The following is a 25640-nucleotide window of genomic DNA, read 5'->3' on the forward strand; positions in this document are numbered from 1 at the left end:
CTCTTCGCCGCTGCCGGCGATGCGGCAGCGGCGAAGAGCGCATGCGCCGCACGCGCTGCGCCTCGTGCGGGCGAAGCGGCTGCGCCGTCTGCGAAGCATGCGCGACGATGGGGCGCAGCCGCGAATGCGGGCTGCTCGCGCTCGGCGTCTCGCCGCGCGAGCAGCCCTTGGTTCTGGCCCCCGGCGGGTCCATGGACCGCTGGGGGCTCAGCCCGGCGCAGCGGGACGCGTCGGCGGCCGCCGTCCGCTTCCTGCGTGAAGGGCGCGCGCCCGCTAGCGCGGGCTTGCCCTGGCTCGGCAAGCTGTGCAGCCTTCTTCCGGGCCTTCGCCCGAACGGCGCCGGCGGCGACCGAAGCTTCCTGCTCTGGGCCGTCACCGGGGCTGGCAAGACGGAGATGATCTTTCCGCTGCTGGACGCGGTGCTGTCGGCGGGCGGACGGGCCTTGGTCGCGACGCCTCGGCGGGACGTCGTGCTGGAGCTGGCCCCGCGGCTTGCGAAGGCTTTTCCCGAGGCTTCGCGGGCCGTTCTCTACGGGGGAAGCGAAGATCGCTGGGAGAACGCCGCCTTGACGCTGGCGACGACCCATCAGCTGCTTCGCTTCCAGGCGGCGTTCGATCTCGTACTGATCGACGAGCTGGACGCTTTTCCGTACCATGGCGATCCGATTCTTCATTATGCGGCGGCGAAATCTCGCAAAGCCCAAGGAACGACCGTCCTGCTGAGCGCCACTCCGCCGAAGCCGATGCAGCGGGCGGTGAAGCGGGGCCGGCTTCCATGCGCAAGGGTCCCGGTCCGCTATCATCGCCATCCTCTGCCGGTACCGAGACGGCTTGCGCTGCCGCCGCTTCATCGTTGGGCCGGCAAGAGAAGGCTCCCCGCGTCCCTCGGCAAGCAGCTAAGCCGATCGCTGGACCGAGGTGCGCAGCTGTTCGTCTTCGTCCCTTACATTAAGCATGTCCAGCCTCTAGTGGAGCTGCTGCGAAGGCATGCCAGTCAGTTGAAGCTGGCTCCTCGGGCGATTGAAGGCACTTCCTCGGTCGATCCGGGCCGAACGGAGAAGGTTGTTCTTTTCCGCCAAGCCTCCCTGCGAGTATTGATAACGACGACGATTCTGGAGAGGGGCGTCACCATTCCCCGCAGCGACGTGTTCATCCTCGACGCCCAGCAGCGGATGTTCGACGAAGCGGCGCTCGTGCAGATGGCCGGAAGGGCGGGGAGATCGGGAGACGACCCGAACGGCCGGGTGTTCTTCTGCTCCGCCTACCGGACGAGCTCCCAGCGGGGAGCCGAGCGGCAAATCCGCGCGATGAACCGGATCGCCCGCCGCCGCGGCTATCTTAAGGACAAGAAGGAGTCGGGGAAATGAAGTGGCTGGACAGGCTGCACGGACTGCTCGCGGTCAGCGCCGGAGAAGCATGTCCCGTCTGCGGCAAGGACGGTCGTCCGTCGCTCGCGGCTGCTGCGTTGCCCGTTCGGCATGCCGCTCCCGCGCGCGAGCTTCGGCGGTTATGCGGGGACTGCCTCGCCCGGATTCCCTGGATCGCGAACGCGATCTGCCCCGTCTGCGGCCGACCCGACCGATGCGGGGATTGCCTGCGGCGCAGGGAGCGCCACTTCGAGCGCTGCCGCGGAGCCGTCCGATACGACGAGACCATGAAGGAATGGCTCGCTCTCTATAAGTACCGCGGACTGGAAAAGCTGGAGCCCGTCATGGCCGCCATATTGGCCGGCGCGGTCGAGCGGCTCCTGAGCTCGGCGGCAGCTCCTGCTCCGTTCGACCTGATCACCAGCGTGCCGCTAGCCGAACAACGGTTGGAGGAGCGCGGCTTCAACCAGGCGGAACGAATGGCGATGCGGATCTCCGAATGGTACCGGATCCCTTACGTTCCTCTGTTAAGGCGCGTCCGCCATTCGGACAAGCAGAGCTTCAAAGGCCGCAAGGACCGGCTGGAGAACATGAGGGGCAACTTCGCCCCGATGGCGGAAGCGATCGACGGACTGCTTGGGTACGGGGTGTCTCGCGGCAACGGTAAGCTCCGTCATTCCGTTCCGTCCGTGACCCCTTCGCCGACCTCCGCCCTTTTTTCCCCGCCGACCGTTCTTCGCATTCTGATCGCGGACGATATTTATACGACCGGAAGCACGATGAACGAATGCGCTCTTGCGCTAAGGATGGGACTCCCTTCCTGCGAGGTCTATGGCGCTCTCTGGGCCCGATCGTGACCGCGGTAGCGAAAAAGCTACCGTTTCCTAGAAAAATCTAGTACAATGAAAGCGTCATAGGATCAAACAATGTCGACGGCTGTCGAGGTTGGGGGTAGCAGACAGATGGAACTAGCCAATTGCCCGCGTTGCGGAAGGCTGTTCACGCGCCATTTTCGCGATATTTGCCAGAATTGCTTCGCCGATATCGAGAAGGAATACGAGCTCTGCCTGGAATATTTGAAGAAGCACAAAGGCGCCACGATTACGGTTCTGTCCGAGGAGACGGGGGTATCGATTAGGCAGATTACGAAGTTCATCAAGGAAGGCCGAATCTCTCTCTACAACGCTCCGAATCTGTCCTACCCGTGCGAGGTGTGCGGCGTTCTCATTCGCGAAGGGAACATGTGCGAGAATTGCCGGGGAAGGCTGAACAGCGAGGTTCGGAAGGCGACTTCGGGCCGCGACTTTGCTGATTCGCAGCAGCGGGCTAAGGGGGCTTATCAGATCGGAGACCGGCTTCGCGATAGGGAATGAATCGTTCTATAAACATTTATATGGCTGCGACCGATAATACCTGTAAAGGTTGTCGGTCTCTTTTTATTTATCGGGGTGATGTTGAATGAAGATCAATCAAGCTCAACGAATCAGCGCTTACCAAGCGGCATATTCGCAAGCCGGCGAGCAACGCACGGACGGGGCCGCGGGCAAGAAGCGCAAGGACGAAGTTCAAATATCGGCGGAAGCCAAGGAATTGCTGGATGCGCAAGGCAAGGCAGGCGGCACTCGCGCCGAGAGGATCGAGTCCCTGAAGAAGGAAGTTTCCACAGGAACGTACTACGTCGATACGGACAAGCTTGCCGAGAGAATTTGGCCTTTCGTACGCTGAACGGGATAGACCAACATAATTGAAGGTGAATTCAATGGCATTGGAACGGTTATACGAGAGCATGGAGATTCTGCTCGGACAGCACGAGAAGCTGCTGGAGATGTCCGAGCAGAAGAGGCAGGCGATTATCCGCAACGATGTCAGCCTTCTGAACGAGCTTACGACGAAGGAATCCCGCTTGGTTCGGCTTATCGCGGAGACGGAGCAGCAGCGGAATCAAGCGGTATCCGATTATTACGCGGCCAAGGGATTAAGGGCGACTTCTTCCGCGACCGTGTCCACCATCATTCGGATGGAGACGAGTTTCCGCGACAAGGAGAGGCTGACGAACCTGGGAGAGCGGTTGACCGACGTAGTGAACCGGTTGAGAAGCCTGAACGACCTGAACACTCAGCTGCTCCGTCAAGCGATGGAGTTCAACGAATTCTCGATCAACCTGCTTAGCGGTACGGATGATGATGACGTGGTGTACAAACGGCCGGTCGATCAGGCGGGTTACAGCGCTAACGCTAGAATTTTCGATTCCCGCGCTTAAAGTGCAGAGTGCAGAGGACTGCCCATACGATGAGGAGGTCACAAGATGAGATCGACGTTTATGGGGCTGGAGACGGCCAAGCGAAGCCTGATGACCCAACAAGCCGCTCTGCAGACGACCGGCCATAACGTAGCGAACGCCAATACGGAGGGCTACACCAGGCAGACCGTCAAGATGGTCGCCTCCCGGCCGATAGAAGCACCGGGTATGTCGCACTCGACTGCCGCCGGCCAGATCGGCACCGGGGTCGAGTACAATTCGGTCTCCCGGATTCGGGAGCGGTTCCTCGACTTGCAATATCGCAACGAGAACAAGACGCTTGCCAACTGGACGGTTCGCCAAGACACGCTCCAGAAGTTGGAAACGATCTTCAACGAGCCGTCGGATACGAGCTTGAGATCGGCGATCGACAACTTCTTTAATTCGTGGAACGACCTGGCCGAATCCCCCGAAGACGAGACGGCCCGGAAGCTCGTCCGGGAGAACGCGATGTCGATGGCGGACGCCTTCAACCAGACGAGCAAGCAGCTCACCGAGCTGTCCGAGGATTTGAACGAGAACATCGAGGTCAAGACGACTCAGCTCAACACCATTATCTCCACTATCGCCGACCTGAATGGACAGATTCGCCGGGTGGAAGCGTTGGGGGATAATGCGAACGATCTTCGTGACCAGCGGGATCTATTGACCGACGAATTGTCGAGTATTGTGAATATCAACGTTACCGAAGCGGAGAACGGCGATTACCAGATCTCGATCGGTGGGACGCCCCTCGTGAATGGCGAAGAGGATACGCCGATGGATTCGGCCACGCTTAAGGGATTATTTGATTCCGGAGACGTGAACGGTGGAGAAATTTACGGGATGATTTACTCCCGCGACGTATACGTAGTCGACTACAAGCGGCAGCTCGATACGCTCGCGAGCGGGCTGGCGAACGGCAGCATGACGGTGACGATTCCGGCCGGCTCCGTGCTGCCGGAAGGCACGGTGTTGAACAACGTGATTTACAGCGAAGCCAGCGGCAACCGAACCTTGAGCTCCGACTTGACCGTTACGGTGGCAGGTATTAACGGACTTCATAAGCTCGGTTATTCGTTGGGCACTCCACTGACGGCGGGCAGCAACTTTTTCGTCGCGTCGGATGGTGGGCAAATCACGGCGGCCAACTTCCAGGTGTCGGCCGATATTCAAGCCAACGCCAGCCTGATCGCTTCCTCCATGCGGACCTCGAAAGACGGCAGCGGAACCGAGACCGCGATCAAGGGGAACAATACGTTGGCCCAGCTGATCTCTCAATTGGGCGACGTGAAGATAGACTTCTCCTCAGTCACGAGCGGCGCCGATATTACAGTGAACAGTGCGAACGGCTACTTCCGCGGGATGGTCGGTCAGTTGGGTGTGCAAACGGAAGCGGCGACTCGGCAGGCGACCAATTCCCAGTCGGTCGTCGACCAGGTTAACGGCCGCCGCACGGCGGTAAGCGGCGTGTCCCTGGACGAAGAGATGTCGAATATGGTGGTTTTCCAACATGCCTATAATGCGGCGGCGCGGATGATGACCACCGTGGACGAGATGCTGGATCGGATTATCAACGGAACCGGCGTCGTCGGAAGATAAATCGATCGATGAGATGAAAGGCGGGTGCTAAGGACCGATGGTGGGAAGAGTAACTCAGGGGAGCATTACCAGCCAGCTCCTTCGGAACATCAACACGAACTTGACACGCATGCAGGGCACGCAGGAGAAGTTGTCGACTGGACGCGACATCAACCGTCCTTCGGACGACCCGGTCGGCATCACATATTCGCTCCGTTACCGCAGCGACCTGGCTGTTAACGAGCGATACAAGACGAATACGGACAGCGCGGCTTCGATGCTGGACTTCAACGACACCATTCTGACCCAGACCGGCGACGTGCTGAAGCGAGTCAAAGAATTGGCGGTCCAAGCGAGCAATGGGACCAACCCGCAAGTCGGATTGGACAATATCGCTTCCGAGATGGAGCAATTGAAGGAGCAGTTGGTCAACATCGCGAACTCCACCTTCAAGGGCAAGTACATCTTTAACGGCCAAGATGTCGATCAGATTCCTTATGGATCGGGCGTGGATCCATGGGACGTCGTTACCGATAACGGGCAGATCTCCTATGTGATCGGAGCGGGAGTCAAGCTTGACGTGAACTTGAACGGGAACGACGTGTTCGGTTATCCCCCGACTTCGTCGACGGTGACCTCGCCTAAGAAAGAGGACGACAATGCTTTTTATGTATTGGATAAAATGATCTCTGACTTAAAGAGCGCCAATCTCAGCGACTTGAAGGTTCAGATGAATGCTCTTGAGACCCGCACGAACAAGATTCTGTCCCAGCAAGCGGAGATCGGAGCGCGCGTCAATCGGGTGGAGCTCGTGCAATCCCGGCTGGAGGACCTTAACATTAACCTGCAGACGCTGCAGTCGAAGGTCGAGGATGCGGAATACGAGGATCTTATCATTAAGTCGAAGGTTGATGAGAGCGTCTACCAGGCGTCCTTGTCCGTCGGGGCCAAAATCATTCAGGCTTCGTTGGTCGATTTCCTCAGATAAACGGTAAGGAGAGGGTGGCATGATCGGTCAAATATCCATTCATAGCGAGCCTGCCATTCTCAACTTCGAGGGGAAGCTCGGGCGTTACGATATCCGAACGGAGCGTCCGCAGGTCCATATCGAATCCCGCAAGGCCATAGTGACTATGCGTAATAACGGAGTCGGAGCACTTGAGATCGATATGAGCCTGACAAATGATGCGATCGACGGCGGCTCGCCCGAGAGCTTCTGGAGTCGGGTGTATTCCCAATATAAGCAGATGGCCGACGATAATATCGTGAGGATCGTGGAGCGCGGCAATACCATTGGCGATCTAAGAATCAAAGGCAATCCGATCGCGGATTTTGCTTACGAGGATTTCAATGAAGGAGCGCCGGATCTTCAGGTCTATGGCCCCGCATATCCGGATAACACGAAGATCTCGTATACGCCGGCCGTTCCGGAGATTGAAGTATCCGACGGGGATGTGAATATCTCCGTTCAGACGTTTCGTCCGGATATACAGTATCATCGCGAATACGTTAAGTATTACATGAAGCAGTACCCCAAGGTGATCATAACCCCGCCGGCCATCGATGTGATCGGTTGATTTCCATAGCCGCTATGAGCGTTCTCGCTTATAGCTTTTTCTGTGTATGACGGAGAAATAATTGGAGGAAGCAACGTGCAGACACTGGCGACGAGATTCGGCGAAATAACCATCCAAGATGAGGACGTTTTCCATTTTCCTAAGGGCATTCCCAGCTTCGAAAACCGTAAAAGGTATGTGTTCGTCCGTCCTGAAGACCATGCCCCGTTCGAATACTTGCAGTCCATAGACGACGGAGATTTGGCCTTCATCCTAGTCGATCCCTTCCTCTTCTTCCCCCAGTACACGTTCGAACTGTCCGATCAAGCACTCGCCGAATTAGGGCAGCCAGCCGAAGATTCGCTGTTGATCCGGGTCATCGTAAGTATCCGGGGAGAGCTGCGCGACGCGACGGCTAACCTGGTGGCTCCCGTCGTCATCAACACTCGCGATCGGCAAGGACAGCAAGTGATCTTAGCCAGCTCGGAGTATGCCGTTCATCACCGTCTGTTCCAAGCACCACTCAACTCCGCCGGAAAGGGATGACGCCATGCTCGTTCTGACGCGCAAGAAGGGACAATCGATTCTTATTCAGGACCAGATTGAAGTGACGATTCTGGGCATCTACAACGATCATATCAAGCTTGGCATCTCCGCCCCCCCGGAGGTCCAGATCGTTCGTTCGGAGCTTATGGTCTCGATCAAGGAGACTAACAAGGAAGCCTCTCAACTACCAGATAGCGTCAACCTGGCAGAAGCCCTCCGGAATATTGGAAAAGATTTATCAGGGGGGGCACAGTAACGCCTCATTTCCCCTCGTAATCCCTTTGGAACATTGATTTTAGCAAATGGTATATGTTGCTAACAACCGGAAGGGGACTCGCCGATATAGTAAGAAAAGGGTATTGACGAGAGACGAGGAGCGATGACGATGACCAGTATGAACATGGGCAGCCAAGTGGCTGGCGCTTCGGTTCAACCGCAGATTGCGCCGATTCGATCCGGCGGTAAAGAGGGGGCGGACGCTGTGAATCTGCAGCCTACGTTGCCTAGATTGCGGAGTCAAGAGGAGAACGGAGCTGGACTCAGCATCGGCGAAGAGCAGTTGTACCGGGCGATCGAGAGGGCGGTCAAGGCGATGCAAGGACCGGAGACTTCTATTCAGATGCATGTACACGAAAAGACCCATGCGGTCGTAATCAAGGTGTTCAATAAGGAGACCGGTGATCTTATTCGGGAGGTTCCCCCGGAGAAAACGTTGGATTTGGTAGCGAAGATGATGGAATTTGCGGGCATCTTGATCGACGAGAAGGTATGAGGAGGATGATGACGTGAGCACGATCAAATTGGGCGGATTAGCCACCGGGATCGATACCGACACGATTGTCAAGCAATTGATGTCGGCCAAACGCGAACCGCTGAATAAGCTTAATCAACAGAAGACGAAGCTTGAATGGCAGCAAGAGGCTTACCGGGATATTACGATCAAGCTGGTCGACCTTCGCAATAACAAGTTGGCTAATTTGAAGTTGGCCAGCAATCTCAATACGCAATCTTCTTCCGTTACGGGTAATACGACGGCTGTAAGCGTCAAGGCTCAAACCGGAGCGGTTGCCGGGAGCATGTCCATCGAGGTGCACAGTCTTGCGACGGCTGCGTCGGCAACGGGGGCTTCCATCGGGAAGAATATCGACACCAGCAAATCACTTGCAGATTTGGGGCTCCTCTCTTCCGGAACGTCCGATATTAACATTAACGGCACGACGATTACCTTGAACAGCTCGGATAAGCTCTCCGATGTCATTAGCAAGATTAATTCAACATCGGGAGCGAACGTGACCGCTTACTTCGATAACGTCTCGGGCAAACTCGCCCTGACAGCCAAAGCGACCGGTGCTTCTGGCAGTCTGACCTACACCGGGGAACTGTTAGAGAAGGGCTTTGGTCTCGGTACGCAGGCTAGCGCTTCGACGGCGGCATCCTCGATAAGCAAATCGCTTGGCACCGATGCGAGCAAGACATTGGAGCAATTGGGGCTTGCCACGGGCGCTACTAGCCTTACGATCAACGGTACTATGGTTAACCTGACCAAGGATATGACGCTGTCAGACGTAATCACCAAAATCAACGCAGAAGCAATGGACGTTACCGCATCGTTCGACTCGGCTACTGGCAAATTGTCCATTACTTCCAAGTCGAACGGTTCCAACTTGTCCATTAGCGGGGATTTGGCGACCAAGCTCGACCTCAGCACGTCGAAGGCAGGAGCGGACGCCGATGTGACCATCAACGGAATCCGAACGACCCGTTCGAGCAACACGTTCACGGAGAACGGCGTTCAGATTACCTTGAATGCGGCCTCCAATGGAGTGGCCAGCACGGTCACGACCAAACTCGATACAAGCAAGTTTGTGGACGCGATCAAATCCTATATCACGGCGTATAACGAGATTCTGGACGCGATCAATCCAAAGCTGTCGGAGAAGCGCAATTACAGTTACGAACCGCTGACCGAAGACCAGAAGAAAGACATGAAGGAAGAAGAAATCGAGCTCTGGGAGAAGAAGGCGAAGCAGGGGCTTCTCAAGAACGATACGATTTTATCTTCTCTTGTATCCAACATGAGACTTGGCACTATGACGGACGTCAATGTTAACGGTACAAACGTCAATATTACAAGCCTCGGAATCACGACGGGGACTTGGGAAGAGAAAGGGAAGCTTAAGCTGGACGAAGCCAAGCTGACCGAAGCTCTCGAGAAGAACCCTGACCAGGTAATCGGATTCTTCACTCAATTTACCGCGGAGACCGATCCTAAGAAAGCCAAGCTCGCGACCACTCCGGACAGCGGTTTGTTTAATCGAATCTCCAATGAACTGATGACTGCCCTTAATTCGTTGGCGGATAAGGCGGGCACTTCTCGCGTAAGCACGTCCACATCGGAAGTGTTTAACCCGGCCAGCTTGATTGGCGAACAAATCCGCAATCTCGATATTCGAATCGCGAATCTAAATTCCAGGTTGACGATTATCGAGAATAATTACTATAAACAATTCTCTTCGATGGAAACGGCAGTCAACAAGCTGAACGCTCAATCGAGCAGCCTGTTCTCTTAATCCGATGAATACAATGATGGAATTTCAGTTATTACTCGGCCAAGTTTATAATGAGACTATTCGGCTAACTCATCCGGATTCGGCCCCTGACTATACGGAATACGAGGATTTCGTGGAGCTTAGGCAGCGATTGGTCGATCTTCTGGATGAGAATCCGGAGATTGCCCAGAGGGAGCGGGAAGCGATTCAACAGTTAGCCCCTTACGAGGAGGAGTTGATCGCCAGGATGGAAGCTCTCAAACGTGAGGCTCTCTTCGGTTTGAGAAGGCTGGAGGAGTCCCGCAAACAGCGAGACGCTTATTCGGATGACTATGGAACGGTAGAAGGATTCATGTTCGATAAACGAAGATAGAGATCGGCAGCCATGCGCTTCTCGCATGGCTGCCGAATTTCCTTATGGAACGGATGTGCGGCAGTGCAAAGATTATCGCTTGTCATGATCGTCCGCAACGAAGAAGCGACTCTTCCTCGTTGCCTGGAGAGTGCGTCCCGGCTCGTAGACGATATCGTCGTGCTGGACACGGGGTCCACAGACGGAACTCTAGAGATCGCCCGTCGATTCGGCGCTAGAATCGGCGAATATACATGGAGCGATCACTTTGCAGAAGCTAGAAATGCCGCGCTAGAGCTTTCACGTACCGATTGGAACCTTGTGCTCGATGGAGACGAGTACATCACGAACGACTGCCATGATAACATTCGCGAATTTATGCGGCAGGGCCAGGCCATCGGAAGAATCCGCAGGCTCAGTTCAGTTCGAAACACGGACGGAATCCAGTGGGTCAGCGACTATATATCAAGGTTATTCCCCTCCGGAATCCGATACCGCGGACGAATTCATGAACAACTGGATTCGGATTTGCCAAGAAGGATCATCGGCGTCGAAGTCGGTCATGACGGGTATCTGGATAGGGCGAAGTCGGGACGCAATATTCCGCTTCTTCAGCAAGAGTTGCTTGAGAATCCGGGGAATGCCTACTACTCATTTCAACTGGCGAAGGAATATAGGGGGATCGAGCGTTACGCCGAATATTATCAGTTTTGCAAGCAGGCTTACCTGAATGTATCGAGGAAAGAACGGTATGCGCCATATGTAATCGTCGAGTTTCTATACGCAATGCTCAAGAGCGGCAAATTGGAAAAGGGGCCGGAAGTGATCGAGCGGGAGGGAGACTATCTCCAGGATTTTCCTGATTTTCACTTCGCCAGCGCGTTGCTTTACCTGGATTACATCATGGAGGATGTCGGGCGCCGATATCCGCTGCTCCCGAAGATCGAGCAAGCCTATCTACGCTGTTTGGAGATCGGGGAGACAACCCGTTACGATAGCGTTATTGGAACGGGCAGCTTCTCCGCGATGTACAACCTTGGGGTTTACTACGAAGTACAAGGGAAGACCGCGCAGGCTGTAGAATGGTATCGGAAAGCGGCGGAATATTCCTATGAACCGGCCTTAAAGCGACTTCAAAATTTATAGAAATAGGCACTCGGAACTAAAACGCCGGCTCCATGCTTCCGATATATAAGGCAGATACTTTGAGACAAAGGAGCAATTCCATGATTACGAATCCCTATCAGAAGTATCAGCAGGCTGCCGTTCAGACGGCTTCGGGCCCCCAACTGCTTCTCATGTTGTACGATGGGGCGATTCGATTTACCCGGACCGGCATCGAAGGTATCCAACAACGGAACTTTGAAAAAGCGAACAATAATCTAATCAAAGCCCAGGCCATTATTCATGAGCTGATCGCGGGGCTGAATCATGATTATCCGATAGCGAAGGATTTGCTGGCTATCTATGAATATATGATCCATCAACTGATCCAATCAAATATTCGAAAGGACGCTTCCAAGGCCCAAGAGGTTCTCGACCATCTCGCCGAACTAAGAGAGGCTTGGGGGGAAGCAGCCAAATTATCGGCGGTTTAAAGGTAAGTTTTGCAAAAAAAGTTTTGCAGGGATCTAAAAAATACCTTAAAACTTGTCGATAAAAGAAATAGAACGATCTGAATCGGGCGGCCGACCTTCAGGTCGTGACCCACAGGGAAGTGGGACACTTTATTTCAGGGAGGAAATTGTAATGATTATCAACCACAATATCAACGCTCTGAACACGCACCGCAACCTGGGCCTGAACAACACGGCTGCAGGCAAGAACATGGAGAAGCTGTCTTCCGGTCTTCGCATCAACCGCGCTGCCGACGACGCTGCCGGTCTGGCAATCTCCGAGAAGATGCGCGGCCAAATCCGCGGTCTGGAACAAGCTCAACGCAACACGCAAGACGGTATCTCCTTCGTACAAACGGCTGAAGGCGCGCTGAACGAAGTTAGCGCCATGCTCGTTCGCATGAAAGAGTTGAATGTTCAAAAGGCTAACGGCACGTACCAAACGACCGACACGGGCAACATCGACACTGAGTTGACCGAACTGAACGCTCAAATCACGAACATCCTTGACAAGACGACGTTCAACGGAATCTCCATCAAGAACTCCGTTAACATCGCGTACAACGATGGTGCAGACACGATCACGATCGACGCTCTGTCGTTCTCCGTAGGCAGCACCGACCTGGCTGGCGTCTCTACCGCTATCACGAACCTGTCCACGGCTCGCGGTACGTTGGGTGCTAAGCAAAACCGTCTGGAGTACACTTCCAACAACATCGGTACGACGGTTGAGAACCTGACCGCTTCCGAATCCCGTATCCGTGACACGGATATGGCGAAGGAAATGGTTAACCTCACGAAGAACAACATCCTGCTGCAAGCTGCTCAATCCATGCTGGCTCAGGCTAACTCGCAGCCGCAAGGCGTTCTTCAACTGCTTCGTTAATCGCCGGGTTTCTAATTCTACGAGGAGGCTGCTGCATGGCAGCCTCCTTTCTCATTCCATTCGAATGTCAGGAGATAACCGTATGTCCGTAGCATACTTCATCATGGCTCATCACAAGCCGTCTATGCTCCTTCGAATGATGAACGCAATCTACTCGGAGGAGAATATCTATCTCATTCATATCGATTCCAGAGCCGATGACGAGATGCTGGATTTGGCGCGGAATTTGCAAAGCTCGAATGACAATATTCATCTCCTGCCTTCCCGGTTCCTCAATTGGGGGGGGTGGTCTCTCGTTCAAGCCGAATTGGATGCGATTCGCGTCCTGCTCAATTGGAGCCGGAAATGGACGCATCTTATTAATCTAAGCGGACAAGATTTTCCACTGGTTAAGCAGGATCTTATACTATCGTTTTTAAACGATAATAAGGAACGCAATTTTATATTAGCTAAACCTACGGATCCGGCCATGATGAAGGGACTGCAGGGAGCTTTCGTTATCGAGGATGCTAAGAAATATCAAAGATTAGGCGAACGTGAACCCTTCGAGAGCTATTTCACCGAGAATATTAGACAATATAGCGGCTCCCAGTGGAAGATGATCACGAGAAGCTTCGCCGAGTATGCGGTCGATTCCTATTTATCCTACGAGATGCAGGACTACTACCGTTACTCCTTCACGCCGGACGAATACTTCTTCCCGACTCTGATCCAGAACAGTCCGTTCTCGGAGACTGTCGTTCCCAATATCAAAAGATTTATTCGAATGGAAGCAGGCGAACATTCCAAAAATCATGCCACTTTGCTTACGATCGATGATCTAGGTTCTCTTTTTAGTAATGATACTTTCTTTGCTCGCAAGTTCGATGACGAGGTCGATTCCAAAATAATCGATGCTATAGAAGAAATGCTAGCCCTTCGCCCATGATTTACCGCTTTAAGTTGTAATGCTTATTGTCCGATATAATAGGTATAGGACATGTTCGGTAAAGTCATCATCACGAACAGGATGGAGCCTTAGATGACTACTTTTCAGGCCAATCTCAGTTTCTTGGAGCAGCGATTTCCCTACGCGCATCATCAGCTCATCCCTGCATCTCCTCAATCTACCGGGTATGAGCCTTTTCTATCCGAGGATGGATTAGGCAACATTCGGATCCAACGTTCAGGAGAACGTGAGGAGTTTCTTTATGATCCTTCGCAAACCTCCATGGATGTCGCAAGATGGTTGCAAGCTCAATCCGACTCCATTTCCCAGCACGATCATCTCCTTCTTTACGGCTTAGGTATAGGGCATCATTTGCAAGTATTGCTAACTTTCTATCCGGATAAATGGATCTATATCTATGAGCCGGATACCGAACTCTTCCGCGCGGCCCTCCAAGCGGAAGACATGACAGCTATACTGAGCCATGAGAATGTGAAGGCTCTAGCCGTAGGCTCTTCCACGGAAGCAAAACGGCAGCTCATCTATCCCATTTGCACGCATGCGCAGGGATCCTGCGCTTTCTTATATATGCCGTATTACGCACGGACGAATGCAGAAGGAATCGAGCAATTCCGTGAGGAGATCCCGGCAATCGTCTCCGAGTTTCAAGTAAACCGAAATACGCGGAATCTATTCAAAGAGCAGTGGCTTGTGAATCGGCTATATCATCTGTCGACAAATCTGAATTCGACTCCTCTCCACGCACTCAAAGGTCGATTCAAGGGAGTTCCAGCCATTATTGTCGGCTCCGGACCATCGCTAAAAGAAGATGTCGAATGGATTCGGCAGCTTCGTCGGCATTGCTTAATCTTGTCCGCGGGAACAAGCGTTCAGCCTCTTTTACATTTCGGAATCGAACCTCATCTGGTCGCGTTAGTAGATGGGGGGGCTATCGTTGAGAAGGTATTCCAGGATTCGGTATCTCGAAGTGTTCCCATGCTCTATTCACCTACGACCAACTACCGGGTCACTGATTCAATGAATAGCTCTTTGTTTCATTTCTTCGATCATACGGATCCCGTCAGCAAGCACTACATGGCGTTGACCGATGAAGATCCGGTGTTCAATTCCTCTGCATCGGTTACAGGAATGGCGATTCAGGCGGCGGTTTACATGGGGTGCCGGGAGATCGTGTTCGCCGGACAGGACTTTTCTTTTCCCGGAGAGGTTCATTATGCCCCGGGGGTAACCCATTTCGGGGAAGAGGGGCAGAAGTACGTCGTATCCCACGCCCAAGTTCTAGTGGAGAATGTTCTGGGGACGATGAACCGGACGAATACCTCCTATCATGTATTGCTTCGGAATACGGAAGAGATCATCTCCCAACTAGCGGGAATTCGTTTCATTAATACGTCTTCCGTTGGAGCGAAAATAAAGGGCACGGAATGGATGCGCATGGAAGAGTACTACAAAGGCATCCGAGAGTCCAACATTCGATCTCCGGAGCGAATAGATACTGTGGATGCGGCGGCAGGGTTCTACTCCAACGAACGACTTGCCATGATCCTGACCAGGGTGAAGCTGCTAAGTGATGATCTGCATTCCTATCAGCAAGAGTTGAATGAGATGAAGAAGTTGATCGGGAAGTTGGCCGATTGGAGCCGTACGAATCCGAGCAAGTGCACAAAGGCTCTGGAGACGATCGAGGACAAGTGGTCGGCCGTAGTGAACCGGGACAGCTTCACGGCCTTATACGAATCATTGCTTCCCGAAGAGCTTCACTATTTCGATAATCATCTGTCGCTTATCGTGGCCGAACGGACGTTGATCGGCAAGGCCCGACTGTTCGAGATTTACTTAGGCAAGATCGTACAGGAGATGCTGGAGGCGACCCCCAAGCTTCAGGCTATGGCTGCGGAAGCAATGGCTAGAATCGGGAGATTCGACATTACGGATGCTATCAATGCGAAAGGCTAGGGAAGGTTAGAATGAATGGATTTTTCAAAGACAAGAAGGTTCTAATCGTAGGCGGAACGGGAACAATCGGTCAAAGTCTTCTCCGCCACATCCTGCCGGACGAACCGACCGTCGTTCGAGTTTTCAGCAGGGACGAATATAAGCAGTTCCAGCTTCAACAGCAATATGCGAATCAATCGAATATACGGTATCTAATCGGGGATGTCCGGGATCAAGCCCGGCTAGTAAGAGCGATGCAGGACATTGACTATGTCTTCCATGCCGCGGCCATGAAGCATGTTCCGGCTTGCGAATACAATCCGTTCGAAGCTGTTCAGACCAACGTGTTGGGAACCCAGAACGTAATACTCGCCTCCTTGGAGACAGGGGTAAGGAAGACCGTGTTTACGAGCACGGATAAGGCTATAGCCCCCACCAATACATATGGAGCGTCTAAGTTAATGGCCGAGCGGCTCATATCCGCGGCTCAATATCAGGCCGGGGCCAGCCAGACCAAGTTCGCCGCGGTACGATTCGGCAATGTGATGGGCTCAAGAGGTTCTGTTATTCCGCTATTTAAGCAGCAAATTGAAGAAAAACGCAAAATCACGGTCACTGATCAGAAAATGAGCCGCTTCATGATGACGGTGGATCAAGCAGCCGAGCTTACATTAAAAGCGATGGAATATGCTCAGGGCGGCGAAGTGTTTGTCCTGAAAATGCCAGTCGTTCGGCTGATGGATCTGACTCAAGTGATTGTTGAAGAGATGGCGGCGAAACTTAGTATTGAGGCTTCGGACGTGCGGATTGAAGAGATCGGCCTCCGGCCAGGAGAGAAAATGTATGAAGAGTTGATGACGGAGGAAGAAGCAAAGCGGGCCTTGGAGCTTCCGGATATGTTCATTATTCCGAACGAATTCGTTCATAAGGGTTCTTATCCAGGTGCGGTACCTACGACGTTGCGAAGCTATGAATCGGATTGTGAAGAGATTCTGTCTGAGCAGCAGGTTCGAACCCTTCTTCAAAGTGCCAAGTTATTGAATTAATAGACTGCAGGGAGAAGATAGCCCATGCCGCTCGTGTCCATCGTCATGTTATGTTGGAATCGGCTCGAGGATGTACGCGAGAGCTTGACTCGGATTCGCCTTATCGAATATCCGGAACTGGAAGTCATCGTCGTCGACAACGGTTCGACCGATGGGACGCCCGAGATGATTGAGAGAGAATTCCCGGAGGTCCGGCTTCTTCGTATGACGGAGAATATCGGGATCGCCGCCTATAATCGGGGATTCGAGAGAGCGAGAGGGGAGTATCTCGTCATCATCGACGACGATTCTTTTCCAGCGCCGAAGGCCATCGGCCGAATGGTAAGGAAGTTCGAGAGGGACCCGGATCTTGGCGTAGTCGCCTTCGACGTGAGAAACTTCTATCATTACGATGAAGTGGCCCAAGTCGAAGAGCCCGAATCTTCGGCCAAGGATTCGTCCGCTACGGCAGCCCACTATTACATGTCCTTCAATGGGGCGGGAGTCGGCATACGGACGAATCTGTTTCGTCGCGTCGGCTTTTATCCCGAAGAGTTCTTTCTTTATAACAACGAGATGGACAGTGCCTTCCGGATCTGGGATGCCGGTTACCGAATCGAGTTCCACTCCGATGTGGTCGCTTATCATAAATATTCTCCAGTGAACCGCACTTCTTGGCGAGCACCGTACTATTATGTTCGCAACGCTTTCTGGCTAGTGTGGAAGAACTATCCCGCCCCGATGGCGTTAAGGCTGACTCGAAGTCTCTTGTTTAAATGCGTCCACGCTTCCTTGGAGCAAAGAACCTGGATTTACTTGAAGGCCATGAGAGACGCATTCCGCCAGGCGAATCTTATCCAAGGCAAACGGAAGCCCGTACGGGAAGAGATCGCGCTGAACTTGAGGGTGCCCTATGACGTGTTCTTTACTTTTTACCGATAATCTATGTAATCAGGAGCGGAAGGGAGCAATCACGAATGGAATATCAGCGTCCCCTTAATGCTCTGATTATTCGGTCGGCAAGCTTCCAGCAGCTCGATCAGAATCTTCCCGAGCTGCTGGCCGCATTCCCGGACCATCGCTTCGATATGCTGACTCATGAGCATGGAATGAAGCTGGCTCTCAAATATCAGGATCTGAATCGGATTATAAGCTATTCCCATTCGGGAAGCTTCAGCATCCGGAGAAGAGAACCGGGGCTTCGGGGAATTCGGTACGATGTTGTGATAATCCCCGTGGCGAACCTCACCGGGGCAGGATTTTTGAACGTTTTGTTTTTTTCGCTAACGATCAAGACGAACCGACGGTTCCTTTGCAACATGGTGTCCGATATAAAGCGTGTAACCGTACCGGCTATCTTGCTCAAGGGATTAGGGAGCGTCATTAACAAGTTCGTATCTGGACTTCTAACTCTCGCGACATACCCGATCCTTCGGTTGGCTCTGCCGCGAATGCTAAGTAGACTGGACGATCCGAGTCGAAAGGGGAACAGCTAGCATGTACGATTACGTGGTTATTGGAGCGGGCTTGTCCGGGGCGGTCATGGCAGAGCGTATTGCCAACGTGCAAGGCAAGAATGTACTGATTATAGAGAAGCGTCGTCATATTGGCGGCAATACTTATGACCGATACGATGAGAATGGCGTGCTCATTCATCAGTATGGACCGCATATTTTTCACACTAAGCTTAAGCAAGTCTGGGACTACCTGTCCCGGTTCACGGAGTGGCGTCATTATCATCACCAGGTGTTAGGGAGCATCGATGGGAAGCTCGTTCCGATTCCGTTCAACTTGAACACGCTGGAACAACTGCTCCCCGCCCGGCTCGCCGGAGAGCTGGAAGAGAAGCTCGTCATCCACTTCGGATATGGCTCTAAGGTGCCGATCTTAAAGCTAAGGGAAGCGGAAGACCGCGATCTTCGCTGGCTGGCTGACCTGGTCTACGAGAAGGTATTTCTTCACTACACAACCAAGCAATGGGGCATGACACCCGAAGAGTTGGACCCGAACGTGACAGGGAGAGTTCCTGTGTTCGTCTCCAGGGATGACCGCTATTTCTCCGATCCGTATCAGGGGCTGCCTAAGCATGGTTACACGCAGATGGTTGAGAACATGCTCGATCATCCGAATATCAAACTGATGTTGAACACCGATTATCGGGAAGCATTGAGCTTCCACCTGGAGAACGGAAGCTTCTCGCTATTCGGACAACCCTTCGACGGCAAAGTGATTTATACCGGAGCGATCGACGAATTGTTCGATTATAAGCACGGACGGCTCCCGTATCGTTCCCTTCGCTTCGAGTTCGAGGGTGTTCGCAAGCCGGAATATCAGAAGACGGGAACGGTCAATTACCCGAATGAATACGACTATACCCGGATTACGGAATTCAAGCATCTGACAGGTCAACAGCATGCGGATACGACTATCGTCCGGGAGTACCCTCAGCCCTACGAGCCAGAAGTGCCCGGGCGAGACATTCCATATTATCCGGTACCCCGCCCTGAGAACCAAGAGTTGTTCAAGAAATATTGGAGAGAGGCTCAGGACATCGATCAGCTCGTGTTGATCGGGCGCCTGGCCGAATACAAGTACTACGACATGGATGCGTGCGTGGCCAAGGCGCTGAAGGTTTTCGAACAACAGATTGACATCGGATAAAAGGGCAGGTGCAACGTGGCGAATAAATACCTAGTAGTCTGTAGAGCTGGAGATTCCTCGCTTCATCGGGAATGGATTAAGAACGCCGAACACAAGAACTTCGATTTGTGGATCGATTATTACGGTAATGAGGAGAACCGCTATAAGGAAGAGGCCGACTATTACTATCATCGCAAGGGATTGAAATGGCCGATTCTTTATAAAGCGGTAAGAGATCATATTGAGATGATGTCTCAATATGATGCCGTATGGTTTCCGGATGACGATCTCCTTGCGGATACGAAGACTATCCACGATATGTTCGATCTATTCTCGGAATATCGACTTCAGATCGCCCAACCCGCTTTGACCGAGGATTCTTACGCCTCATATGCCGTTACGATTCGTAACTCCAACATGATCTTAAGGTATGTGGATTTTGTGGAGGTCATGGCTCCGATCTTCTCGCGCGAGGCTCTGGCAGAGTGTTATCCGACCTTTAACTTGGGCCGAACCGGCTGGGGACTGGATTTCGTGTGGCCGAAGCTGCTGGGATATCCGACGCATGGAATGGCCGTTCTGGATGCCACTCCCGTTAAACATACTCGTCCAGTCGGCGGCGGCGATATCTATAAGAACGGCATGCAGCAAGCGCAAGAAGAAGCGACGAAGCTTCTGAAGCTGTTCCAGATCGACATTAGAGGCAACTCCGCGGTATATGGGGGAGTAGTGGCCGAAGGAAAGTCGGCTTCGCCATCAAGCGAGCCGTTCGCTTCGTTGTTATTGAGCGGAAGCAGTCGAGTGATTCCGATGAATGATCGCCACATTCTGCAGTATTATTTTCCGAGTCTGTTGAACATTTTGAATCCCGAACAAGGGTACCACTATATTCAAGCGAACAAAAAGGACAGCCTACCGGATTATCTAAGTTTATCGAAGGTGGTAGCGGCTTTCTCGGAGCTGAATCCGGACAATGTGGCCGAGTTGGTATTAGAGGAACTGTCTTCGTTGGAGGATGATATGATCTTCCAGGCAATTGAACTTTATGATCAAGAGAAGATCGAACTGCTGAACAGCATCGCGGTCGGATTCTTTTATAACGGGATCCATGATCGGGTACTGCCTTTCTTGCTTACGGCTTACCAGTTGGACAATTATTTCTTCAATACCTTGTTTAACTTGGGGTATGTGCTGCATCAGTATGGGGAGCACAAGCTGAGTTTGCAGTATTTGGAGATGATTAAAGATAAGGGCACTGATGTTCTTTCTCTAATAGAAAATGTCAAAGCAATAGTAAAAAAAGGATGAGTTAGGAGGGCGTTCAATTTTGCCAAAGCTCCTGTTTACGTCCATCGGAAGACGCGTTCAACTCCTGCGGCATTTTCAGCAACATGGATGGCACGTAATCGGAGTGGATGTTCATCCCGAAGAGTGCGCGGCACAGCATCTCGTAGAGACGATTTACGAGGTACCTCCATGCCATCATCCGCAATACTTCGATAATTTGCTAGAGATTTGCCGGCAGGAGAGGGTGGAATGGTTGATCCCTCTGTATGAGCCCGAATTGCCGGAACTCGCGGAGTTTCGTCCTGCTTTCGAACGGCAGGGAGTCAAAGTTCTTGTCGCCGCAGAAAAATCGCTGTCGATCTGCCGGGATAAACTAAAGCTGCATCGATTCCTTAGAGATAGAGGGCTTCCATCACCGGATACATACGAGGAACCGTTCCTTTTAGACGATGGCTCCCAATGGGTGCTGAAGCCGAGGACGGGCATGGGAAGCAAGGACGTCTACATTGGAGGCCGGCAGGACGTTGTGCCCATGATTGGAAAGGTTCATGCCCCGCTTATTCAACGATTTATTGAAGGCCAAGAGTATAGCATAGATGTCTTTGCTACTTCCAAGGGGCAGGTTTTATCGGTCGTCCCGCGACATCGTTTGGAAGTACGGGCGGGTGAGGTGAGCAAGTCCGTTACGGTAGTAGATGAAGAAGTGACTAGGCTCTCGATTCGACTCATTCAGGAGCTTGAATTAACGGGACCGGCTACGATTCAAGGAATTAGAGATGCCGGGACCGGGAAGTTTTACTTTATTGAGGTAAACCCAAGATTTGGAGGCGGCGTTCCGTTAACGATCGAAGCGGGGATTCCATATGCGGATTTCTTGAGGGAGACGTATCACCAACAAGTGGGGACGCTTCATTCATATCGGACAGGTCTCAAAATGCTTCGCTATGACGAAGCCGTGTTCGTAACGGAAAAAGGAAGGGTCGAAGCGTGAAAAACATTCTCGTCTATCCATGCGATACGGAAGAAGCGCGGGAGATCAATCAAGCTTTAGGTAAACTTATCCATTGCACCCTGTTTGGAGTTAGCGGCAACAACGCTAATCTTCGGACAGGGGCATTCGTTTATCGGAGGTATCTTGGGAAGCTAGACGAAGGTCTACCGGATTGGTCGAAGCGCCTTCAAGAAATTGTAAGGAAGCATAAGATCGAAATGATTTATCCGGCTTCCGTGGAGGCGGCAGAACTTTTGATGAAGCATAGGGATCAACTTGGTATAGAGATCCTATCAGCACCGCTTCAAACCATAGACGTTTGTCGTTCGGAGATCGAGACTTCGAAGTTGTTGCAACAGACACAAGCGACTCCCTTGGGAATTTCGGACGGGGAATACCAAGTCTGCTGTCTAACGGATCGTCATGGCCAACTTCGCTTCTCGTCAGTTTTGGGGAGAGAAGAATGCGATTCACACATGAATTCGATTGAGAAAGTCTCTATAGAGATTAATGCGCGTCTGGTTCTCCGAGGAGCCTGGTCCTACCAGATGCAAATATCGGGTGGACTCGTTACTGGATTAAAGATCATTCTCGGAATAGTACCTGAAATGGCAATTTGCCGCAACAACGGGGCTAATCTGGCGGCTTTAACCTTCTTTGATAGAGTTGGCCATGAGATCGAGGTCAGACCATCATCGATAAAAGTGGATGCTGAAGCCTATTTAACCTATCATTATAAAATCGACTACGATTACGATGACGTATACATGGACTTGGACGATACCGTTATCGTTAACGAACGAATCAATCCGGTCATAATCGCATTCTTGTTCCAATGTCGAAACGAGGGAAAGCGGGTTCATCTCATTACTAAACACCGGTATGAGTTGAACAAGACGTTAGAGAATTATAAAATCGACGGGTTGTTTGATTCCATATTCTGGATCAAACATTCCGACGAAAAATACCGATATATGAAGAGAGAACGTGCGATATTCATTGACGACGCTTATTCGGAACGTAAGAAGGTGGCCGAGAATTTAGGCATCCCTGCCTTTGAAGTAAGCGCCGTAGAGTGTCTGATAGATTGGAGACTGTAGCAATATGAGCGAAGTCAGACATGAACCGATTCGAGTCTGGGAAGAGGATGGAGTTCGGGTCATTGAATGTGCGGATTGCGGGTTTATTCACGTCGATCCAATACCCACAAAGGATAAACTTTTAACTTTTTATGAGCAAAGATACTACAAGGATGTTAAGCCATTTAACTATGAAATAACGCCCGAATATAAAGAGAATGTTCTCCAACAGGTCAGTACTAATTTATTCTACCAGGGTATTTACAACCATGTTAACAAGTTACTTCCTTTAGATCGCCCCCGAACACAACGTATGCTTGATATTGGTTGTGGAAATGATCTACTAGCAAAGTACTTTTCAATTCAGGGGTGGAATGCCGAAGCGTTGGAACCAAGTAAAGACGCTGCGAAATATCTGCGTGAGTTTGGGCTAGTAGTTCATGAGATATTTGCAGAAGAAATTAACGAGTTAAAGTTGGAAGAGATTTCCTTTGTAAATATTCAATTTGTTCTGGAACATATTTCAGACCCGATTTCCCTGCTTAAGGAGGTCTACGATGTTATGACCCCTGGTGGGGTTGTCCGAATTTGTGTGCCTAATGACTTTAGTGATGGTCAATTAGCGTATAGAGAATACTACAACGAGAAGCTACGTTGGGTTGTTCAACCTGATCATATCAATTATTTCTCTTTTTCTTCACTTAATTCATTATTAAGTAAATGTGGTTTTAAAGAAGTATATCGAACGACAAATTTCCCTCTTGAATTTCTTCTTCTAGGAGGGATGAATTACTATACGGATGAGGAACAGCAGAAGAAGGTAGGGCCTTTCATTCAACAGTTTGAGCAAGCATTTGCAAAAGCCGGTAAGTGGGAAAAGTTGCTTCAACTGTATGGAGCTTTAGCTCACTTGGAACTTGGACGTTCCGTTTATATGTTCGCAATTAAACGCTAAAGTGGTTTTTTAAGGAAGGGGGCAGCTAAAATGCCGCACGAAATAAAAATAGTTAATCGATGGATTGGTTCTGCGCATAAGCCCTTTATCATCGCAGAAATGTCTGGTAACCATAACCAATCGCTTGAGCGGGCACTAGCAATCGTGGATGCTGCTGCCGAGTCGGGGGTAGATGCACTCAAGCTGCAGACTTATACTGCAGATACGATGACATTGAATATCAATGAAGGAGACTTCTTCATCGATGACCCTTCTAGCCTCTGGAAAGGTGAATCATTGTATAAGCTCTACCAGGAAGCGTACACCCCTTGGGAGTGGCATGAGCCTATTTTTAATCGTTGTTACGAGTTGGGAATTATTCCATTTAGCACGCCGTTTGACGAGACGGCTGTAGATTTTTTGGAGGGGCTGGATACCCCGATTTATAAGATCGCCTCATTCGAGAACACTGATATTCCACTTATCCGGAGGGTAGCTCGTACAGGTAAACCTCTAATCATTTCAACTGGTATGGCTTCGATTGCAGAGTTAGATGAAACTGTTCGAGCGGCAAGGGAAGCGGGGTGTGAGGATCTCATCCTCTTGAAATGTACGAGCACATACCCCGCAACCCCAGAGAACTCTAACCTCACGACAATACCTCACTTGGGCCGGTTATTTGATTGTCAGGTAGGAGTCTCTGATCACACTATGGGAATTGGTGTGAGTGTGGCTAGTGTCGCTCTCGGAGGTACCGTGATCGAGAAGCATTTCACGCTGGCTCGCGCGGATGGCGGTGTGGATTCCGCCTTTTCCATGGAGCCTCATGAAATGAGAGCATTGGTGGAAGAGTCGGAGAAGGCTTGGCTTAGTATGGGAAGTATTCACTTTGGTCCTACGGCGGCTGAGAAGCCATCTATGAAGCATCGTCGCTCTCTATATGTTGTGAAGGATATTAAGGCGGGAGAGGCCTTTACTCCGGACAATGTACGGGCTATACGTCCAGGAGCAGGAATGCCTCCAAAATATTTCGATATGTTGCTTAGTAAAAAAGCAAGTCGTGATATTAAAGCGGGTACTCCTGTTGACTGGAAGCTTTTATAGGTAATGTAGTATAAGGCATCTGCAATTGGGCAGATGCTCTTTTAGTTGAATAATTGCGAGGGATACTATAGATTAAACATTGTCGAACCGATAATGAAAAGAAAGAATAAAATAGCAAACGAGGAATAGAACGTTATGAAGACTCTTATTATAATACAAGCCCGAATGGGCTCCTCTAGGCTACCGGGCAAGGTCCTTATGCCGCTCGGTAACAGCTGTGTGTTGGACTATGTCGTCACCCGGTGTCGCCAGGTGAAGAATGTGGCGGATGTAATCGTTGCTACTTCTAGTTGGGCACAAGACGACCCGATCAAGCAGTGGTGCGTTGAACATGGCGTTTCCTATTCGCGAGGATCGGAGACGGATGTATTGGCTCGATTTGTGGATTCGGCCAAACCTCATCAGCCAGATTATGTAATGCGAGTGACTGGAGACTGTCCGTTTGTGGACTACGAACTTGCGGAAAAATTTATGGTGGCAATGGCGCGCCAACCCTCTGATGCTATCGTATGGCTTGGTAATCTACCGCGTGGTCTAGTTGTCGAGATTGTATCCTATGAAGCTCTGCTCGAGATGGACAGGAAGGGTCGGGAGCCTCGTCATCGGGAGCATGTAACGTATTACGCGAAGGAATTTCCAGAGCAATTCACGACAACCGAAGTCGAGATTCCGGCAGCGCTCAGATACCCGGAACTTCGAATCACGTTGGATACTAAAGAGGACTACGCACTATGTCAAGCCGTAGCGGATGCCTTTCTTGGTGATAAGCTGGTACCCTCGACAGCGATTGTTGCTTACCTTAATTCAAACCCTATGATCGCCGAACTGAACTCGCATATCCAACAGAAATCGGTGAATTAATACTCTCTCTAAGTGAACAGTAAATAATATGTATTCAGATTATAGAGAAGAATGTCGATTAATTAAGTATAGAACGATCAAATAATGCACTGAGGGGTGTGTAT

At 51.5% G+C, this 25640-nt stretch carries 28 protein-coding genes; 27 read left to right on the forward strand and 1 reads right to left on the reverse strand.

Annotated features, from left to right (window positions below):
* The 20 genes from H7B90_RS12280 to H7B90_RS12375 all read left to right on the forward strand — a co-directional run.
* On the forward strand, positions 1-1367 hold a 1367-nt coding region (locus H7B90_RS12280), incomplete at its 5' end, for an ATP-dependent helicase ComFA (RefSeq protein WP_185136173.1).
* The gene (locus H7B90_RS12285) at positions 1364-2224 is read left to right on the forward strand and encodes a ComFC family protein (RefSeq protein ID WP_185136174.1); all 861 of its coding nucleotides are present in this window, start codon (positions 1364-1366) and stop codon (positions 2222-2224) included. The genes H7B90_RS12280 and H7B90_RS12285, both read left to right, overlap by 4 nt.
* Positions 2225-2329: 105 nt before the next feature.
* Positions 2330-2740, forward strand: a complete 411-nt coding sequence (locus H7B90_RS12290; protein ID WP_185136175.1) for a TIGR03826 family flagellar region protein — start codon at positions 2330-2332, stop codon at positions 2738-2740.
* Positions 2741-2825: 85 nt separating this feature from the next.
* Entirely contained in the window at positions 2826-3092 is a 267-nt protein-coding gene (flgM, locus tag H7B90_RS12295) for a flagellar biosynthesis anti-sigma factor FlgM (protein ID WP_185136176.1), read from the forward strand.
* Between the two features lie 34 nt (positions 3093-3126).
* Positions 3127-3627, forward strand: coding sequence for a flagellar protein FlgN (locus H7B90_RS12300; RefSeq protein ID WP_185136177.1), 501 nt, complete (start codon positions 3127-3129; stop codon positions 3625-3627).
* Positions 3628-3672: 45 nt separating this feature from the next.
* A complete protein-coding gene (gene flgK, locus H7B90_RS12305; protein ID WP_185136178.1) occupies positions 3673-5247 on the forward strand; it encodes a flagellar hook-associated protein FlgK in 1575 nt (524 codons plus the stop codon).
* Between the two features lie 37 nt (positions 5248-5284).
* Positions 5285-6214 carry a flagellar hook-associated protein FlgL gene (flgL, locus tag H7B90_RS12310; protein WP_185136179.1) on the forward strand — a complete coding sequence of 310 codons (930 nt, stop codon included), beginning with the start codon at positions 5285-5287 and terminating at the stop codon, positions 6212-6214.
* A gap of 19 nt (positions 6215-6233) precedes the next feature.
* Positions 6234-6803, forward strand: a complete 570-nt coding sequence (locus H7B90_RS12315; protein ID WP_185136180.1) for a DUF6470 family protein — start codon at positions 6234-6236, stop codon at positions 6801-6803.
* Positions 6804-6878: 75 nt separating this feature from the next.
* Positions 6879-7328: a flagellar assembly protein FliW gene (gene fliW / locus H7B90_RS12320; protein WP_185136181.1), complete on the forward strand. Its 450-nt coding sequence runs from the start codon at positions 6879-6881 to the stop codon at positions 7326-7328.
* Between the two features lie 4 nt (positions 7329-7332).
* A complete protein-coding gene (gene csrA, locus H7B90_RS12325) occupies positions 7333-7584 on the forward strand; it encodes a carbon storage regulator CsrA (RefSeq protein ID WP_185136182.1) in 252 nt (83 codons plus the stop codon).
* Positions 7585-7713: 129 nt separating this feature from the next.
* Entirely contained in the window at positions 7714-8100 is a 387-nt protein-coding gene (locus tag H7B90_RS12330) for a flagellar protein FlaG (protein WP_311772718.1), read from the forward strand.
* Between the two features lie 13 nt (positions 8101-8113).
* On the forward strand, positions 8114-9898 hold the full coding sequence (fliD, locus tag H7B90_RS12335) for a flagellar filament capping protein FliD (protein ID WP_185136183.1): 1785 nt from the start codon (positions 8114-8116) through the stop codon (positions 9896-9898).
* Between the two features lie 130 nt (positions 9899-10028).
* Positions 10029-10250, forward strand: a complete 222-nt coding sequence (locus H7B90_RS12340; RefSeq protein WP_185136184.1) for a hypothetical protein — start codon at positions 10029-10031, stop codon at positions 10248-10250.
* Between the two features lie 84 nt (positions 10251-10334).
* Entirely contained in the window at positions 10335-11375 is a 1041-nt protein-coding gene (locus tag H7B90_RS12345) for a glycosyltransferase family 2 protein (protein ID WP_185136185.1), read from the forward strand.
* 80 nt (positions 11376-11455) lie between these two features.
* Positions 11456-11827, forward strand: coding sequence for a flagellar export chaperone FliS (gene fliS, locus H7B90_RS12350; RefSeq protein ID WP_185136186.1), 372 nt, complete (start codon positions 11456-11458; stop codon positions 11825-11827).
* 151 nt (positions 11828-11978) lie between these two features.
* On the forward strand, positions 11979-12731 hold the full coding sequence (locus H7B90_RS12355) for a flagellin N-terminal helical domain-containing protein (protein WP_185136187.1): 753 nt from the start codon (positions 11979-11981) through the stop codon (positions 12729-12731).
* Between the two features lie 82 nt (positions 12732-12813).
* Positions 12814-13659 (forward strand): beta-1,6-N-acetylglucosaminyltransferase, encoded by an 846-nt coding sequence (locus tag H7B90_RS12360; protein WP_185136188.1) that lies wholly within the window; start codon positions 12814-12816, stop codon positions 13657-13659.
* A gap of 93 nt (positions 13660-13752) precedes the next feature.
* On the forward strand, positions 13753-15636 hold the full coding sequence (locus tag H7B90_RS12365) for a motility associated factor glycosyltransferase family protein (RefSeq protein ID WP_185136189.1): 1884 nt from the start codon (positions 13753-13755) through the stop codon (positions 15634-15636).
* 11 nt (positions 15637-15647) lie between these two features.
* Positions 15648-16661 carry a UDP-N-acetylglucosamine 4,6-dehydratase family protein gene (locus tag H7B90_RS12370; protein WP_185136190.1) on the forward strand — a complete coding sequence of 338 codons (1014 nt, stop codon included), beginning with the start codon at positions 15648-15650 and terminating at the stop codon, positions 16659-16661.
* 45 nt (positions 16662-16706) lie between these two features.
* On the forward strand, positions 16707-17582 hold the full coding sequence (locus tag H7B90_RS12375) for a glycosyltransferase family 2 protein (protein ID WP_260410987.1): 876 nt from the start codon (positions 16707-16709) through the stop codon (positions 17580-17582).
* A 29-nt stretch (positions 17583-17611) separates the two neighbouring features.
* On the opposite strand, the gene H7B90_RS12380 is transcribed toward H7B90_RS12375, so the two are convergent.
* Complete coding sequence (locus H7B90_RS12380; RefSeq protein ID WP_185136192.1) at positions 17612-17803, reverse strand: hypothetical protein; 192 nt, start codon at positions 17801-17803, stop codon at positions 17612-17614.
* 334 nt (positions 17804-18137) lie between these two features.
* On the opposite strand from H7B90_RS12380, the gene glf reads away from it, so the two are divergent.
* The 7 genes from glf (at position 18138) to H7B90_RS12415 (ending at position 25536) form a co-directional block, all read left to right on the forward strand.
* Positions 18138-19301, forward strand: coding sequence for a UDP-galactopyranose mutase (gene glf / locus H7B90_RS12385; RefSeq protein ID WP_185136193.1), 1164 nt, complete (start codon positions 18138-18140; stop codon positions 19299-19301).
* Positions 19302-19316: 15 nt separating this feature from the next.
* A complete protein-coding gene (locus H7B90_RS12390) occupies positions 19317-20588 on the forward strand; it encodes a DUF707 domain-containing protein (protein ID WP_185136194.1) in 1272 nt (423 codons plus the stop codon).
* A gap of 19 nt (positions 20589-20607) precedes the next feature.
* Positions 20608-21558 (forward strand): ATP-grasp domain-containing protein, encoded by a 951-nt coding sequence (locus H7B90_RS12395; protein ID WP_185136195.1) that lies wholly within the window; start codon positions 20608-20610, stop codon positions 21556-21558.
* Positions 21555-22658: a hypothetical protein gene (locus tag H7B90_RS12400; protein ID WP_185136196.1), complete on the forward strand. Its 1104-nt coding sequence runs from the start codon at positions 21555-21557 to the stop codon at positions 22656-22658. The genes H7B90_RS12395 and H7B90_RS12400 overlap by 4 nt, the downstream gene beginning before the upstream one ends.
* Before the next feature lie 4 nt (positions 22659-22662).
* On the forward strand, positions 22663-23592 hold the full coding sequence (locus H7B90_RS12405) for a class I SAM-dependent methyltransferase (RefSeq protein WP_185136197.1): 930 nt from the start codon (positions 22663-22665) through the stop codon (positions 23590-23592).
* 30 nt (positions 23593-23622) lie between these two features.
* A complete protein-coding gene (gene pseI, locus H7B90_RS12410) occupies positions 23623-24675 on the forward strand; it encodes a pseudaminic acid synthase (RefSeq protein ID WP_185136198.1) in 1053 nt (350 codons plus the stop codon).
* Between the two features lie 135 nt (positions 24676-24810).
* The gene (locus H7B90_RS12415) at positions 24811-25536 is read left to right on the forward strand and encodes a cytidylyltransferase domain-containing protein (RefSeq protein WP_185136199.1); all 726 of its coding nucleotides are present in this window, start codon (positions 24811-24813) and stop codon (positions 25534-25536) included.
* The last annotated feature ends 104 nt before the right edge of the window (positions 25537-25640 follow it).

The organism is Cohnella xylanilytica (genome assembly GCF_014212175.1).
In the GTDB taxonomy this organism is placed as follows: Bacteria; Bacillota; Bacilli; order Paenibacillales; family Paenibacillaceae; genus Cohnella; species Cohnella xylanilytica.

Excerpts from the sequence above, each read along its gene's own strand:
- fliS (WP_185136186.1), top strand. The coding sequence starts at position 11,456 with ATGATTACGAATCCCTATCAGAAGTATCAGCAGGCTGCCGTTCAGACG.
- H7B90_RS12300 (WP_185136177.1), top strand. The coding sequence starts at position 3,127 with ATGGCATTGGAACGGTTATACGAGAGCATGGAGATTCTGCTCGGACAG.
- H7B90_RS12285 (WP_185136174.1), top strand. The coding sequence starts at position 1,364 with ATGAAGTGGCTGGACAGGCTGCACGGACTGCTCGCGGTCAGCGCCGGA.
- flgL (WP_185136179.1), top strand. The coding sequence starts at position 5,285 with ATGGTGGGAAGAGTAACTCAGGGGAGCATTACCAGCCAGCTCCTTCGG.
- H7B90_RS12290 (WP_185136175.1), top strand. The coding sequence starts at position 2,330 with ATGGAACTAGCCAATTGCCCGCGTTGCGGAAGGCTGTTCACGCGCCAT.
- flgM (WP_185136176.1), top strand. The coding sequence starts at position 2,826 with ATGAAGATCAATCAAGCTCAACGAATCAGCGCTTACCAAGCGGCATAT.
- H7B90_RS12405 (WP_185136197.1), top strand. The coding sequence starts at position 22,663 with ATGAGCGAAGTCAGACATGAACCGATTCGAGTCTGGGAAGAGGATGGA.
- H7B90_RS12315 (WP_185136180.1), top strand. The coding sequence starts at position 6,234 with ATGATCGGTCAAATATCCATTCATAGCGAGCCTGCCATTCTCAACTTC.
- pseI (WP_185136198.1), top strand. The coding sequence starts at position 23,623 with ATGCCGCACGAAATAAAAATAGTTAATCGATGGATTGGTTCTGCGCAT.
- H7B90_RS12415 (WP_185136199.1), top strand. The coding sequence starts at position 24,811 with ATGAAGACTCTTATTATAATACAAGCCCGAATGGGCTCCTCTAGGCTA.
- H7B90_RS12375 (WP_260410987.1), top strand. The coding sequence starts at position 16,707 with ATGTTATGTTGGAATCGGCTCGAGGATGTACGCGAGAGCTTGACTCGG.
- H7B90_RS12360 (WP_185136188.1), top strand. The coding sequence starts at position 12,814 with ATGTCCGTAGCATACTTCATCATGGCTCATCACAAGCCGTCTATGCTC.
- H7B90_RS12345 (WP_185136185.1), top strand. The coding sequence starts at position 10,335 with ATGATCGTCCGCAACGAAGAAGCGACTCTTCCTCGTTGCCTGGAGAGT.
- H7B90_RS12330 (WP_311772718.1), top strand. The coding sequence starts at position 7,714 with ATGACCAGTATGAACATGGGCAGCCAAGTGGCTGGCGCTTCGGTTCAA.
- H7B90_RS12355 (WP_185136187.1), top strand. The coding sequence starts at position 11,979 with ATGATTATCAACCACAATATCAACGCTCTGAACACGCACCGCAACCTG.
- H7B90_RS12365 (WP_185136189.1), top strand. The coding sequence starts at position 13,753 with ATGACTACTTTTCAGGCCAATCTCAGTTTCTTGGAGCAGCGATTTCCC.
- flgK (WP_185136178.1), top strand. The coding sequence starts at position 3,673 with ATGAGATCGACGTTTATGGGGCTGGAGACGGCCAAGCGAAGCCTGATG.
- csrA (WP_185136182.1), top strand. The coding sequence starts at position 7,333 with ATGCTCGTTCTGACGCGCAAGAAGGGACAATCGATTCTTATTCAGGAC.
- glf (WP_185136193.1), top strand. The coding sequence starts at position 18,138 with ATGTACGATTACGTGGTTATTGGAGCGGGCTTGTCCGGGGCGGTCATG.
- H7B90_RS12370 (WP_185136190.1), top strand. The coding sequence starts at position 15,648 with ATGAATGGATTTTTCAAAGACAAGAAGGTTCTAATCGTAGGCGGAACG.
- H7B90_RS12380 (WP_185136192.1), bottom strand. The coding sequence starts at position 17,803 with ATGGGAATAGCTTATAATCCGATTCAGATCCTGATATTTGAGAGCCAG.